Annotated in this window: 11 protein-coding genes; 7 read left to right on the top strand and 4 right to left on the bottom strand. The window is 59.0% G+C overall.

Translation table 11 applies throughout. From position 1 onward, the window contains the following. Nucleotides 1-72: 72 nt before the first annotated feature. Nucleotides 73-987, bottom strand: coding sequence for a glycosyltransferase (locus Q0908_RS17795; protein ID WP_299287728.1), 915 nt, complete (start codon nucleotides 985-987; stop codon nucleotides 73-75). A gap of 268 nt (nucleotides 988-1255) precedes the next feature. On the opposite strand from Q0908_RS17795, the gene rfbC reads away from it, so the two are divergent. The 6 genes from rfbC to Q0908_RS17765 all read left to right on the top strand — a co-directional run bounded on the left by rfbC (nucleotide 1256) and on the right by Q0908_RS17765 (nucleotide 9559). Continuing rightward, nucleotides 1256-1840, top strand: a complete 585-nt coding sequence (gene rfbC / locus Q0908_RS17790; protein WP_299287725.1) for a dTDP-4-dehydrorhamnose 3,5-epimerase — start codon at nucleotides 1256-1258, stop codon at nucleotides 1838-1840. Further along, entirely contained in the window at nucleotides 1837-2877 is a 1041-nt protein-coding gene (gene rfbB, locus Q0908_RS17785) for a dTDP-glucose 4,6-dehydratase (protein ID WP_299287722.1), read from the top strand. The genes rfbC and rfbB overlap by 4 nt, the downstream gene beginning before the upstream one ends. Before the next feature lie 7 nt (nucleotides 2878-2884). Further along, nucleotides 2885-3742, top strand: coding sequence for a dTDP-4-dehydrorhamnose reductase (rfbD, locus tag Q0908_RS17780; RefSeq protein WP_299287719.1), 858 nt, complete (start codon nucleotides 2885-2887; stop codon nucleotides 3740-3742). Then, nucleotides 3739-4632 (top strand): glucose-1-phosphate thymidylyltransferase RfbA, encoded by an 894-nt coding sequence (gene rfbA, locus Q0908_RS17775; RefSeq protein ID WP_299287716.1) that lies wholly within the window; start codon nucleotides 3739-3741, stop codon nucleotides 4630-4632. Before rfbD ends, rfbA begins: the two co-directional genes overlap by 4 nt. Before the next feature lie 370 nt (nucleotides 4633-5002). Then, entirely contained in the window at nucleotides 5003-8488 is a 3486-nt protein-coding gene (locus Q0908_RS17770) for a calcium-binding protein (RefSeq protein ID WP_299287713.1), read from the top strand. Between the two features lie 120 nt (nucleotides 8489-8608). After that, nucleotides 8609-9559: a hypothetical protein gene (locus Q0908_RS17765; protein ID WP_299287710.1), complete on the top strand. Its 951-nt coding sequence runs from the start codon at nucleotides 8609-8611 to the stop codon at nucleotides 9557-9559. Between the two features lie 3 nt (nucleotides 9560-9562). On the opposite strand, the gene Q0908_RS17760 is transcribed toward Q0908_RS17765, so the two are convergent. Both Q0908_RS17760 and Q0908_RS17755 read right to left on the bottom strand, forming a co-directional pair. After that, nucleotides 9563-10216, bottom strand: coding sequence for an ABC transporter ATP-binding protein (locus Q0908_RS17760; protein WP_299287707.1), 654 nt, complete (start codon nucleotides 10214-10216; stop codon nucleotides 9563-9565). Nucleotides 10217-10227: 11 nt separating this feature from the next. Beyond that, the gene (locus tag Q0908_RS17755; RefSeq protein WP_299287705.1) at nucleotides 10228-11307 is read right to left on the bottom strand and encodes a capsule biosynthesis protein; all 1080 of its coding nucleotides are present in this window, start codon (nucleotides 11305-11307) and stop codon (nucleotides 10228-10230) included. 511 nt (nucleotides 11308-11818) lie between these two features. On the opposite strand from Q0908_RS17755, the gene Q0908_RS17750 reads away from it, so the two are divergent. Next, a complete protein-coding gene (locus Q0908_RS17750) occupies nucleotides 11819-12649 on the top strand; it encodes an ABC transporter permease (RefSeq protein WP_299287702.1) in 831 nt (276 codons plus the stop codon). Here the strand turns inward: Q0908_RS17750 and Q0908_RS17745 are convergent. After that, the gene (locus tag Q0908_RS17745) at nucleotides 12591-15065 is read right to left on the bottom strand and encodes a glycosyltransferase (protein ID WP_299287699.1); all 2475 of its coding nucleotides are present in this window, start codon (nucleotides 15063-15065) and stop codon (nucleotides 12591-12593) included. The two genes, Q0908_RS17750 and Q0908_RS17745, sit on opposite strands and share 59 nt — an antisense overlap. Nucleotides 15066-15121 lie beyond the last annotated feature (56 nt).

Raw genomic sequence — 15121 nt, 5'->3', positions numbered from 1 at the left:
ATCAGACATGTTCACCGCTCGTTTTTCGAACCGTGAATCACGCAGCCAAGCGGAAATCAATGGGTCCTGACCCTAGATCCGTTGGGAGCGCGCCAAGAAAGCGAGCGCGGCATTCCCAGCCAACGTTTGACGATAAAGCCCGAGGGTCTGCGGCCTGCCCCGCGTCCACCGGGGGGCTGACCGCCAAGATGTAAGTTGCGAAAGCTGGGCTGCCGACGCTGGCGTGAGCAAATCTTGCACCTCACAAAGGGCGGCCGTGTTGCGTGCCATCCACTGCGCATACCGCCCGTCTGCAACCGCGCGCAGGCGATCCAGCCGTCGCAAGGCAGCATCCCCCATCAGGTTCCCCGCATGCTGGCGGTAAAACGCACCCGGAGTGTCGTCATATATGACGCCCATCCCGGCCCCGGTGGCCATCAAGTACATCCACCAGTCATGAAACGGCACCTGTGCGCGGCGCGCCGCATCCAGCGATCCGCGCATTACATCCGTCACAGCGGGGGGCATGACGATGGTGTTGCCTGCGAGCACATTCTGGACAAGGGCGTTGCCAAACTCCAACGGCTTTGACTGACGCGCCGAGAGGCGCTGCGTGCGCAGGCATGCGTCGGTCAGAACGGTGCGGCTGGCGTAGATACTCGGCCGGTCTGCCGCCGTAATCTGCGCCACCGCACGGGTGAGTTTGTGCGCCATCCAGACATCATCCTGATCGCAGAATGCCACCCATGTTCCGGCGAGCGCAGGATCAGCCAGAAGGGACAGGAAATTGGCCGCACTGCCCTGTCCCGGCCCCGGCCGAAGCCTGCGCAAACGACCCGGATGCGCCGCCCCGAAGGCACGGACCCGCGCACAGGTCTCGTCCTGCGATCCATCATCGCTGACCCAAAGCTGCCAATCGGCATGGGTCTGATCCAGCAGAGAGTCGAGTTGAGCGCCGATAAAGCGCGACCCATTGCGGGTGGCCATCAGGATGTTGAGGGTCGGCACAGCGCTAGACCTCAAGAACACGATAACACGCCATACAGACCGGCCCAACTTCCAACACGGCAAACGCCCGACACCGGCCCTGCATAGCGGCCCGCCCTTAAGCGGCCCTTAATGTGCGCGTTTTTTCATCACCCTGACAGGCCAAGCAAAAATTCGCCTGATATCCCAAGCTGGTACTCACCGACGCGCCGACTATACCTCACGTTGAATAGACAGGGATTGGCGCAGTTGCTAAGCAGTGCCCAAGGCTTTGAAGAGGGACAGAGTGATGCAGATCGAAACGACACCTCTGGCCGACCTTATGGTGATCACGCCAGCCCGATTTGGCGATGCGCGCGGGTTCTTTTCCGAAAGCTACAGCGCGCAAAATCTGGCCAAGCACGGGATTGATACGGTTTTCGTACAGGACAATCATTCGCTCTCGGCGGCCACCGGCACCTTGCGCGGATTGCACTTTCAGGCCCCGCCGCATGCGCAGGACAAACTGGTGCGCTGTGGGAAAGGCGTGTTGCTCGACGTGGCCGTCGATATCCGCGCCGACTCCCCCACCTATGGTCAGTGGTTTGGCATCGAGTTGAGCTTCGAGAACGGACGGCAATTGCTGGTGCCCGCCGGATTTGCGCATGGGTTCGTGACACGCAGCCCGAATACGGAAGTCATCTATAAGTGTTCAGACGTCTATGCGCCCCAAACCGAAGGGGCGATCCGTTGGGATGACCCTCACCTCGCTATTGACTGGGCGTTGGACGGTGAGCCCATCTTGTCGGAAAAGGATGCAGCGGCCCCGCTGTTTGACACTTTGGACACCCCATTCATCTATGATGCCGCGCTGCCAGCAGGTGCCCGGACATGAAAGTGCTGGTGACCGGTGGGGCAGGTTTCATCGGATCAGCCGTTGTGCGGCTGGCAGTGGCCCGCGGCCACAGCGTCGTGAACGTCGATGCGCTGACCTATGCTGCGTGTCTGGACAATGTGGCCAGCGTCGCCGAGAACCCCGCCTACGCGTTCGAACATGCCGATATCTGTGATTGGGACGCGATGGTGGGGGTGTTTGACACGCACCGCCCCGATGCAGTCATGCATCTTGCCGCCGAAAGCCATGTGGACCGATCTATCGATGGACCCGGTGCCTTTGTGCAAACCAACGTTACCGGCACCTACACCCTGCTGGAAGCGGCGCGGCGGTATTGGCAGGGCCGTGACCGGTTCAATGCGTTTAGGTTTCACCATATCTCGACCGATGAGGTCTATGGCAGCCTTGGCCCCACCGGCCAGTTCACCGAAACCACGGGTTATGACCCGCGCAGCCCCTATTCCGCGTCCAAAGCCGCCTCGGACCATCTGGTACGCGCGTGGGGCGAGACCTATGGCCTGCCCATCGTCTTGACCAATTGTTCGAACAATTACGGCCCCTTTCACTTTCCCGAAAAACTGGTACCGGTGATCATCCTGAACGCATTGGCGGGCAAGCCCCTGCCGATCTACGGGGACGGATCGAACGTGCGCGACTGGCTTTACGTCGAGGATCACGCCGACGCGCTGCTGACTGTCCTCGCCAAGGGCGTGATCGGGCGGTCCTACAATATCGGGGGTGACAACGAACGGACCAATCTGGAGCTGGTGCAGGCGCTTTGCGCCATTCTGGATGACAAACGCCCCAAGGCGAGCGGGTCCTATGCGGATCAGATCACCTTTGTTGCAGACCGTCCGGGCCACGATGCGCGCTATGCGATTGATGCAACCCGCATTCGGGATGAGCTGGGATGGCATCCCTCTGTCACTGTCGAAGAGGGGCTTGCGTTGACGGTAGACTGGTACCTTGCCAATGAGGATTGGTGGCGCGCCTTGCAATCGCGGGACGGGGTTGGACAGCGATTGGGTGCGGGATAGGATGGCCATGCACATCCTCGTTTTCGGACATAGCGGTCAGGTGGCCACGGAATTGCGCGCCCTCGGCGGGAATGGGGTACAGATCACCGCGCTGGATCGAAACCGTGCGGACCTTTGTGACCCGACAGCTTGCGCACGCGCCATTGCCGATCATGCGCCCGATGCTGTTGTCAACGCCGCCGCCTATACAGCCGTCGATCAGGCCGAAGAAGACGAAGCCACCGCGCATCTGGTCAACGCCAAGGCTCCGGCCGCCATGGCCCAAGCCTGCGCTGCGCTGGATATCCCGTTTGTTACCCTGTCCACCGACTATGTCTTTTCCGGCGCAGGATCGCGCCCCTGGCAGCCAGACGACCCGACAGAGCCGCAAGGGGCCTATGGGCGCACCAAGCGGGACGGTGAAGAGGGTGTGATCAAGGCCGGGGGGCGATACGCGATCTTGCGTACCTCCTGGGTCGTGTCCGCGCATGGGACCAACTTTGTCAAAACGATGCTGCGGCTTGGGGCCGAGCGTGACGCGCTGTCAATCGTGGCGGATCAGGTTGGGGGGCCGACGCCTGCGCGCGATATCGCAGCCGCCTGCATAGAGGTCGCCCAGACACTGAGGGCGGATGCAGGCAACACAGGCATCTATCACTTCGCAGGGTACCCCGACACCAGTTGGGCCGACTTCGCGCGCGCGATCTTTGATGCGGCGGGCCTGTCCTGTACAGTCGGCGATATCCCTTCCTCTGCCTATCCGACCCCAGCCACGCGTCCGCTCAATTCGCGGATGGACTGCAGTACGCTGAAACAGACGTTCGGGATCGCGCGACCAGACTGGCGCCAAAGCCTCACACATATTTTGAAGGACCTCGGGACATGACACAGCGCAAAGGGATCATTCTGGCAGGTGGATCGGGCACACGGCTTTACCCGGTGACGGTGTCCATCTCGAAACAGCTTTTGCCAGTCTATGACAAACCGATGATCTACTACCCGCTGTCCGTCCTGATGTTGGCAGGCATCCGCGACATCGTGGTCATCACCACCCCACAGGATCAGGACCAATTCAAACGCGGTCTTGGCGACGGCAGCCAATGGGGCATCACCCTCAGCTATATTGTGCAGCCGGAACCCGAGGGCCTCGCGCAAGCCTATATTCTGGCCGAGGACTTTCTGGACGGCGCGCCATCGGCGATGGTGCTGGGCGACAACATCTTCTTTGGACATGGTCTGCCGGAACTGCTCGCGGATGCGGATGCGCAAACCGACGGAGGCACCGTGTTCGGCTACCGGGTGGCGGACCCTGAACGCTATGGTGTGGTCGCCTTTGATGAACAGGGGATGGCCCGTCAGATCATCGAGAAACCGGAGGTCCCACCATCGAACTATGCGGTGACGGGTCTGTATTTTCTGGATGCGGATGCCCCAAGACGGGCGCGCGATGTGACCCCCTCGGCACGGGGAGAGTTGGAAATCACCACTCTGCTTGAAAGCTACCTGCATGACGGCAGCCTGAGTGTTAAGCGGATGGGCCGCGGCTATGCCTGGCTTGATACGGGTACGCATGCCAGCCTGCTTGATGCGGGTAACTTTGTACGCACCTTGCAGATGCGACAGGGGATGCAGACCGGCAGCCCTGATGAAATCGCCTTCGGGCAGGGCTGGATCAGCGCCGACAGCCTTCGCAAACGGGCCGCCATGTTCGCCAAGAATGACTACGGCACCTATCTCGAAGGTTTGCTGAAAGAGCGCGCAGCCGGAACCGTATGATTAAGGCACGGATGCGCACGGGCTGCGCGGCCCAAGCCTGCAGACCATAAACACCCGCCCTTGGCATTCATCTTTTGTTAAGGTCTTGGGAATTTGTTAACACTTATATTTCTGTTATAAATCATATCTGTACACGGATATTTCCGAGCAATACGCCAATCAAAAGTCCGCTTTGGTTAACGCCTCCTTTTCATCACGAAAGGAATTTTAAACGAAGTCAGACCAAGCGCCGCATTCTCGTCACCGCTCCTCCACGCCCGTACCTATTGGCCCTTCCATATCGGTCACTGAACCGAGATTTGGGAAAAGGGCAATTCACGTGGCACATCTACAGTATATCTTAACCAGTACTTTTGGACCGAACGAGTACGTGTCCAACATTACAGATATGTTGGTGCATTGGGTCGGTGGCGTGCCACGTGTATATGTCGTCACGCAGGGTGGCGGGGTCAGCGTGCTTGAATTCGGCATGTTCCTGACAACGGTTGATCAGGCGTGGATCGGTGCCAGCGCAGCGGGTGAGAGCCCCCGGTTGATGGCCATGGATATCGACGGTGAAGCGGTGATGGGCTATTTTGGTCAGGTCGACAGCGGCCTGTCCGGGTTTGCCATCGACGCAGCAGGCCAGTTGGGTGCCCAGACCACAGCGGCCGCGTCTGCGCCTGTTACCTTGTCCAGCCTTGAGGTGATCGACGTTGACGGCACACCGGTCTATTATGCGGCCGATCCCGAGTCGCCTGGTCTGACCATATGGGACGTCACGGCCTCGGGCGACTTCAGTGCGCGCACCACCCGCCCGTTTGGCGAAGACGTCATTGGCACCGACACCACCGCATTCGGGCAAGTCACTGTCAGCGGCAACACCTATCTGCTCGCCGCAGAGCGGGGCACCAACAGCCTTTCCTCCTTCGAAGTGCGCAGCAGCGGCAACCTGGGCGATGCGGATCAGATCGATGCGGCCAGCGGTTATCTTCCGATTGCTGACCCATCCGTCATGGAAACGGTGAGCGTGGCGGGCGACAGTTTTGCCATCCTCGGCGCGTCCGGCAGCAATTCCTTGACGGTGATCCACGTCTCCGCCAGCGGCTTTTTAAGCGTGACCGACCATGTCGTCGACGACCGGGACACCCGCTTTGAAGGCATCACCGCAATGGAAACGGTGACGGTTGGCGATCAGGTCTTTGTCATTGTGGGCGGTGCCGACGACGGGATCAGCCTGCTGCGTCTATTGCCCGACGGGCGCTTGCTGCACGAACACACGGTGGCTGACAGCCTGATCAGCACACTTGAGAATGTCAGCGCGATTACAGCGACTTACACCGGTGGTGAGATCGAAGTGCTGGTGGCCAGCGCCACGGAGGCCGGCGTCACACGCTTTACAGTTGATCCGGGCACAATTGGCACAACCCAAAGCGCGGGTGCAGGCAATCAATCCCTGACAGGCACCGCCAATGCCGACATTCTGAACGGTGGAGAAGGCAATGACACCCTCAGCGGTGCGGGCGGCGATGACATCGTGATGGATGGCACAGGTGTTGACCGCATGACCGGTGGCGCAGGCCGCGACACCTTTGTGCTCAGCGCAGATGGCGAGATCGACTATATCGACGACTTCAACATCAATGAGGACGAGATCGACTTGTCTGCCTTCGGCTTCTTGCGGTCGATGGACCAGCTGGCGCTCACCTCCACCAGCATCGGTATCAACGTCAACTATCGCGACGAAGACATCGTGATCCAAAGCCACAATGGACAGTCGATTTCCGAAAGCGCCTTTCGCGATCTGTCCGGCCTGGAGCTCAGTCGTTTCTGGATCCAGACTCGCCCGCCCGAAATACTTGGCACCAGCAGCGGCGACGAATTGATCGGCAGCAATGACGATGACTTCATCCGTGGTGCGGGTGGCCATGACACTCTGATGGGCAACGACGGCGACGACATCATCGAAGGCGGCAACGGCAGTGACACGATTGACGCAGGTGCGGGCAACGACACTGTCGATGGCGGCGGCAGCGATGACGTGATCAGCGGCAATCTGGGCGACGACATTCTGTTGGGGCTTGGCGGCAGCGATCTGATTGACGGTGGCGCGGGCGACGACAGCATCGAAGGCGGCAGCGGCGATGACACCCTGATCGACGGCGCGGGCAGTGACACCCTCAGCGGTGGCGTGAACGCTAACACCTACATTCTGACAAATGACGGTGCCTGGGACATCATCGCCGATTTTACCGTGGCGAGTGATGTGCTGGACGTCCGCAACTACAACGTCACCAGCGCCGACGATATCATTGTGAACCCAACCGCAAGCGGTGCCCTGCTGAATATCGGTGGCGATATTCTGGAACTGTTCACCGCAGATGGCGCGACATTCACGGACCAGTCCCTGCGCACCGACGGCCTGCTGCAATTCGGAAGCGGGCCAGAGCCGCTGAACCTTGTCGGTACCCCCGGCACGGACAGCCTGATCGGCGACGCGGGCAACGACACCATTGACGCGCTTGGTGGTTTTGACACCATTGACGGTGGCGCGGGCGACGACCTGATCTATGGCGATGAAGGGCGCGACAGCCTGATCGGCGGCTTGGGGAACGACGAAATCTGGGCCGGGACATGGGCCGATACTGTCGAAGCGGGCGAAGGCGAAGACACGGTCTATGGCGGCGAAGGCGAAGACATCATCTTTGGCGGCGAAGGCAATGATCTGCTGCACGGCGGTGAGGGCCGCGACGCCATTTCGGGCGAAAGCGGTAACGACACGATCAACGGTGATTTCTGGGCTGACACGTTGTCAGGCGGCGAGGGCACCGACCTGTTGAACGGCGGCCAAGGCGATGACGAAATCTACGGGGGCAATGACAACGACACCCTCAACGGCGAGCACGGCAATGACCATCTCCATGGCGAAGCAGGCAATGATCTTTTGGTCGACGACGACGGGCAGGACTTTTTGTATGGCGGCATAGGTCAGGACACATTGATGTCCGGGTCGTGGTCCGATTTCCTCTATGGCGAAGATGGCGACGATCTGATCGATGCAGGCACCGGCGACGACCAGCTTTGGGGCGGCCTGGGCAACGACACCATGTATGGCGATGACGGCCGCGACCGGATGTATGGCGGCGGGGGCGACGATGAGCTGCACGGTGGCACATGGGCGGATCAGTTGTGGGGCGATGACGGCAACGACGTGCTGAACGGCGGCCAAAGTAACGACGTCCTTGAGGGCGGCAACGGCAACGACACGCTGATCGGAGAAGACGGGGCGGACCGCCTCTTTGGCGGCGCGGGCGCGGACCTGCTGCAAGGCGGTGAAGAGCGTGACCGTCTCGAAGGCGGCACTGGCCATGACGTTTTGATGGGCGACGGCTGGTCCGACCTGCTGTTCGGTGACGGCGGTAATGACACGATCTATGGCGGCCAGGGCGATGATGGTCTGAATGGCGGCGACGACCATGACGTTCTGTTCGGCGGCGAGGGGCAAGACCAGCTTTATGGCGGTGGCGGCAATGACCACCTTGACGGCGGGACATGGGCGGATGAGCTGTTTGGCGGTTTTGGCAATGACACGCTGAACGGCGGCGGCGGCGGTGACCGTCTGTTGGGAGGCGGCGGTGCCGATACTTTCATCTTCGCCGAAGGGCAGGACGTCATCCTCGACTTTGACACGCAGAACGATCAGTTGATGCTTGACCTTGACCTGTTTGGCGGCAGTGCACCGTCAAATGCCGAACTCGAAGGGATGAGCAGCACCAGCAACGGTGATCTCTTCATCAATTTTGGAGGTTTCAACGGTTTGACCCTCGAAGGGCTCACAAGTTTGGACGGCATTAACATTGGCTTTGATTTTTTCTGATAGACGAGAGACAGAGCAATCTTTGTGTTGCAGCATCGGGCCGGTTCACGCGCGCTTTCGGGCGCAGCGTCGCATCGACCTGAGACTGCGCACGGTTTTCAGGAAGCGGCCCAAGCCATTATGACCAAACTGTTTATTCACATCGGCGCACACAAGACAGGGACAACGACGTTACAGCGCTGTTTTGATGAAAACAGCGCGGCGCTTGCAGCATTGGGTGTCACATATCCGCGCAGCAACTGGTTCCATCACTCTCAGCATCGGCTGGCCTTTGCCTTGAAAGGTATGCGCGATCCCGTGCAAAAAGACATCCCGGACTTTGACCGCGAAATGGACGCGCTGAATGCGGCAGTCGCCTCTGCGAAAACGCCAAATGTGTTCATTTCCTCCGAAGAATTCTTTTCATGCAGCGCGGATAGCGTGCAGCGGCTGAAGGATCGACTGGATGTGGAAAGCACCCATATCGTCGCCACCGTCCGCCGCCCCGACACGATGTTCGTGTCGATGTACAATCAAAAGGCCAAGCAGCCCAACAATGGGTTCAATCGGTTGATCACATCCTTTGTGGACAAGCCGGAAACGCTGGATGGTGACCTGTCGTTCTGGCCCTGCATTCGCACTTGGCGCGACGCATTCGGGGGCGAGATGACGTTGCTGCAATACGAAACAGGGCCCGCCGTCGATCAGATGCTGGGTGTCTTGGGGCTTGAGCCTGATGCCCTGCCCCAGAGCACAGCCATCAACAAAAGCTTGCCGGGTCCGGTGATCGAAGTGATGCGGCTGAGCAAAGCCACGGGGTTGTCGCCACACGCACAAAAGCAGGTGTTTTGGCTGGCCAATCAAGTCTTGGCCGACCGCCCGTCCTACTTTCTCAGCGCAGAGAACCGGCACAAAATCCTACGCTCTGTCGAGGCGGACAATCACGCGCTTTTTGCGGCGTTCGGGATGGAAAACCCATATAGAGCAGACAGTTGCACCGCCGACGTGCCGGAGGAGGGCGAACGGCAGAACATCGCATTTCGCGACCTGATGTTGATGCTGGGCACGGTGCTGGATCAGCAAATGGCTTAAGGGTCAGGCAAGATTTTGTTCGTGGTGTTCAATGGCCTGATCAAGATCATCATAATAGGTGAGTTGCCCGTTTTCCAACACCGCCCCCGCATCACACAACTGGCGCACCAGTGGCATGGAATGGGTCACGACAATCGCGCTGGCCTTGTCCATGCGGGCCTGGAAAACCTCGCTTGACCGGCGACGAAAATCAGCATCACCCACGGCCGTCACTTCGTCGACAAGATAGGTATCAAACGCGACAGCCATGGAGATCCCGAACGCCAAACGGGCCCGCATACCCGCGGAATAGCTGCGCACCGGCAGGTGAAATTGCGAACCCAGCTTCGCAAAATCGGCGACGAAATCCACCATGTCATCCGTGTCAACGCCGTATATCCGCGCGATGAAACGGGTATTTTGCGCACCGCTCAGATCACCATGAAAGGCCCCGGCAAAGCCGACGGGCCACGATATGGTTCCGGTTGACAGCACCCGCCCTGACGTCGCGTCCATATTGCCCGAAATAATCTTGAGAAGCGTGGATTTACCCGCCCCATTGCGCCCCAAAAGCGCGACCGACCGACCCGTGGGAAAGACAACATTCAAGTTGTCAGCCACGGTTTTGCGCTGTCCCTCCAAGACAAAGGTCTTGGTCAGGTTTTCCAACTGGATCATATCGCAACCGTTCAGCGCCGGTCGCGCAGGGCATAGATCACCAGCACCGCGATGCCCCAGATCAGAAATGCGAACAGGGTGAATATGGCCAGCAGAACATCCCGTTGCGGGAATTTTGCCTGCTCGGCGCGGGTCGGCAGCACATGTGCGGCGAGATATCTGCTCTGACGGCGCGCCTCTGCCTGTGCAGCCTCAAACGCCGCCAGCGCGCCGGTATAGGAGTTTTCGGCAAACTCGCGGTCCACATGCAGGCTCTCAAACTCACCAACCAGATCGGCAAAGGCGGCCTGATTGTCGGCACCGTCTCCGATCCCGAGTTTGCGCCGTTCTTCGGCAATCCGTTCTTCGATGACCTGCACACGAAGACGCGCCTGAACCGTTCTGGGGTCTTTTTCGCGCGTGGTTTGCAACAACAGATCCAGATCGATCAGGGCCGTCGCAAGTTGTTGCTCCAGATTCCCGATCAGCGCCGTCTGCGTGCCCACCGCCTGGCTCGGATCCACAATCTGCGTGCGGTTCCGATAGGCCGTCACTGCGGCCCGAGCGATTTTCAACTGCTCAACAGAGCGATCAAGCTCAGCTCTCGCAAATTCGATCGAATCGCTGCGTGCAATATCGGACAGCGCGTTGATCATCTGCTGGCTCTTTTGGTAGATCGCGGTCGAAATTGCCTGCGCATCCTCAGGATCGAACGCCAACGCCCGCACGTTGATCAATCCGGTGCCGCTGTCATAGGAAACCCGCACCATTCGTTGCCAATGCGATTGCAAATCCTCAATCGTGCCAGGGGCTTCGTAAGCAAAAACCGGGTCTTGGGTGGGCTTGGACCACATGCCCCGCAGATCGATTTCGACGTCGATATCCGCAACCAGACGCTGCGATTGAATGAATTCGTACAGAATATCGGTGTCCGAGGACGACGACCCGGACAGTTCGGTGATGCCGCCCAAAAGTTCAATCGCGGAACTGACCTCTTCGGTACGCACCGAAAATCCGACGGTCGACGCGTATTGGTCGGCCGCACGCTCCCAAAGATACCAGCCAACGGACGCCGACGGCCCGACCACACAAAAGAAAAAACTAAAGATCACAGCCCAATGACGTTTGCGACGTTTCGCGGGTTTGGCTGGTGGGGCGACGCGGGCCCCTGCCGCCGGCACAACTGCGGGCTTGGCGGGCGGTGATGGCGGAGTGCCTGCGGCTGGTTTGGGCGCGGCTGGTGCCGGCACACCCCCACCTGACGCGACATGGGTTTGCGGGGGTACCGCTTTCACCGGTCGCGCGGCAATCAAGGCGGCGTACGCGTCCGTATTCTTGACCTGGGCCACGGCTGGTTGGCCTTGTTTGGGACCCTCGGTCGAAGGACCTGGCTGAGATCCCGCCGCCTGACTCTGAGTCTTTGATTGTAGGGCGGATCGGCGGCCAACCTCCTGGTCGTGCTTTACCGCTGCGTTCGTCGACAAATTTTTGGTCATGCCCGGCGTCCCATCTGCCTCTCGATTAAGTCTTTGGTAGTGAAAATTGGTTAACAAATTCCAACGTTCGTGGAACGCGCGACTCCAGCCGGGGAAATTCGACGCCGTGACGTCGAGAGAGGGACAGATGACCAAGCACTTCGAACCTGCCAGCGGAACCGCCGCGCACAAACTACGCGCTGTCTCAAAAGGGCGCAGCTTTGCCAGCGCGCGCACGATCCTGGCGTTGATCCTGCGTGAAATGACTACGTCCTATGGCAGATCGCCGGGCGGGTATCTCTGGGCCATTCTGGAACCGGTCGCAGCCATCGCCGTTTTGACAGCAATCTTTTCTTTGGGCTTTCAGGCCCCCTCGATCGGCGTCAATTTCCCGATTTTCTACGCAACAGGTGTCGTGCCATTTCTGATGTTCACGGACGTGTCGTTGAAGGTCGCAGGCTCGCTGACCTATTCCCGCGCCCTTCTGACCTACCCGAGCGTCACATTTCTGGACGCCATGATTGCCCGATTTACAGTCAACATGATGACGCAAGTGATGGTCGCCTACATCATTCTGTTTGGTCTGGTCCTGGTCTTTGACACGCGCACTTCACCAGACCTGCCCGTCATCGCTTTGGCATTTGCGATGGTTGCAGCGCTTGCCCTCGGGGTCGGGAGTTTCAACTGCTTTATGTTCACCATCTTCCCGATCTGGCAGCAGGTCTGGAGCGTATTTACCAGACCGCTCTTTATCATATCTGGTGTGTTGTTCACATTTGACTCAATCCCTGAACCCTACGCCTCCTACGTGTGGTTCAACCCTTTGATCCACGTGATCGGCGTGATGCGCAGCGGGTTCTATTTCAACTATGCGGCAGACTATACGTCGCCCGCATATGTATTTGGCCTATCCCTGGTTTTCATGCTGATCGGGCTTGTCTTTCTACGCCGCTATCATAGTGAAATACTAAATCGTTGACGTTGGATTCAGGCAGGATATGTGCCAAGACAGTATCCGCGCTGATACCACCCTTTGGTAACTTGATCAGTCCGCCCGGTGCGCCATTACCAAGTGCGACCGAGACGGCTTCGGCCTGCGCGCCAAGGTCAAAGGTCCAAACCGGCAAACCGGTTGCAAGTGCTTCGTGCGTTGTGAAAGAAAACGTCTCCGGGCAGATCGATGGGATCAACCAAGTGGTGATGCCATAGCGGGTTACCAATTCAGGCAGCTCCGAAACCTTGTACCCCCCATGGATCGTCGTCCCCATTGCCAGCGGGTAATCCGGATCAACGTTCCCCAAGACGACCAGCTTCGCTTTGGGTCGTGATGCGATCGTTTTGCTCAGATCCGCCAAAACAGCGGCACCTTTGATGAAACCGATGTTGCCCAGAACACCGATCACTTCGCCTGCGTCGCGCTTGGGGCGCTGCAAGCGGGGAACGTCATGCGGTAGGGTGTGGGGTATGATACGCAGCGCAGCCGTTGCTTCGGGAAAGGCCGATCCAACCAAGCTGCGCCCACTTTTGGAAAAGACTCGCACCTCGGTTGCGCGTGCCATGATGGGTCGCCACGCCGCGCGCCAATCCGCCAGTGTGATCAGCGTGCCATCGGGGCAACGTGTGGTATGCGCATCATCTGTACTATTCTCATCCGGGACGCCCGAGAACTTCCCGTCTTTGTCCAACAGATTGAACGAAGGTGAAATCGGGAAATAATCGTTCATCAATATTTCCAGTTTCGCGTCATGGGTCGCCAAATCCGACAATCGCGCGGGCAATTCCACAGGGTCGGCATGCCCCACACCACAGGAATAAATCACGCGCCGGTTGGTCAATGGCTCCAGCAGTGCCTCGACGTCTTTGAAGTCGGGCGTTCCAACCCGATGGCTCCCTTGAGCCGTCACAAGTTCCACATCCCACGTCGCCGTGCCGCCCACCCGCAAGACCACAGCGCCGCCGACATCGTTGATGTCCTGCTCAAGACGGCATTGCAGATAAATCTCGGCACCGCCGCCCAGGCTGTGCGCCAGATAGATCGGAACCGGCAGGGTCGTCTGCGCCTCAACCCCGGCGATGCCCAAGGCCAGACGCGCGGTGGCCAGCGGATCACGTCGGATGAAATCCTGCACCTCGGCATCAAAATTTGGGTAGCGCACTGCGATCTTTTGATTGTTTTGCCTGATCATTTCAAGCTTTTCAGCACTGCCAAAGGACGCCGCCCCCTTGTGCTGCACAAAGAGGCCCGGATGGGCGACATTATATCCACCCTTGGCACGCACTTTCTGGCACCAATCCACCTCTTCCCCGTAACCGCGACCAAAAACTGTATCAAATTGCGGGACAAGGTTCAGATAGCGTCGTGACATCGCCATACAGAAACCGACCCCGGTGGGTGTATCCTGCCACGTGGCGCCAACATTCAGGCAACGCGCCCGCGCATCAATCACGTCCACGGCGCCATCAATAATATCGACCCGCTGGCAAATATTCGGAGCCGTGAAAATCTCAGCGTCATTTGACATCGGGGTCACGCTCGCGATGTCTGCTCGAGCGCGGATCGGGGCGATCAACCGGCTTGCCCAATTTGCGGGCACCATGGCGTCCGAGTTCAGCAAAATTACATCCTCATCACGTTGCGCCGCGATGTCGAAACCCGCATTGACCGACCCGACAAACCCCCGGTTTTCCACATTCTCGATGAGGCTCACCCGACCTTTTGGTTGCCCCTGGACCCAACCGCGCAAGAAGGGACGCACGCGCGGGTCAGGCGAACAGTCGTCGATCAATACGATATGATGGGGAATATCGGTATGTTGTGCGACCCGGTTCAGCAATTCAGCCAAGAGGTCGAACGCGTTATAAACCGGGATGATTATGGTGACGGATGTATCGTCAGAGGGCACCTCGATCGCTGGAAGCAAAAGTGCGCTATCGACAACTGTCGGTTCAATCCGCGTTTGCAAACCCAAGATGCGTTTGACCGCTTGCCGCGCTGCATGATCGCCGTGGCGATACCACCGCCACGTATCCGGCAGCGCCCGCGCCGCATCTCGGACAAAGGGGCGGATCATCTGGCGATGGGCATCCTTCAAGGCTTGGGTGGAAAATCGCTGCAAGGTCTGAGGCGATGTCTGTCCACACTGAAACATCAGACTGAGAGAGCCATCTTGGTCCAGCCATGCGACGTCCATAACAAAGCCAAAGGGCCTCTTTGGATCGGCTCCGCGCATGGCGGCCACATCAACACGCGGCAAACTGGGTGCCACGCGGTGCTCAGTCCCTGCAAGTGACAGGACGACCTCGCGGGCGTCAGTCCACCCCTCGATCACCAGCCGGCCATTTGCCACGGAAATCAGGTCAACATATCCAGCCACTTCGCCGTCATGTCCGAGCAATGCAAAACCTTCTCCCTCCAGAGTCAGATGTTGGTCCGCATACCGTTTAAATAGCT

The organism is uncultured Tateyamaria sp., from assembly GCF_947494755.1.
Lineage (GTDB): Bacteria > Pseudomonadota > Alphaproteobacteria > Rhodobacterales > Rhodobacteraceae > Tateyamaria.
Note: the sequence above shows the minus strand (reverse complement) of the source record. Positions and strands in the feature narration are given on the sequence as shown.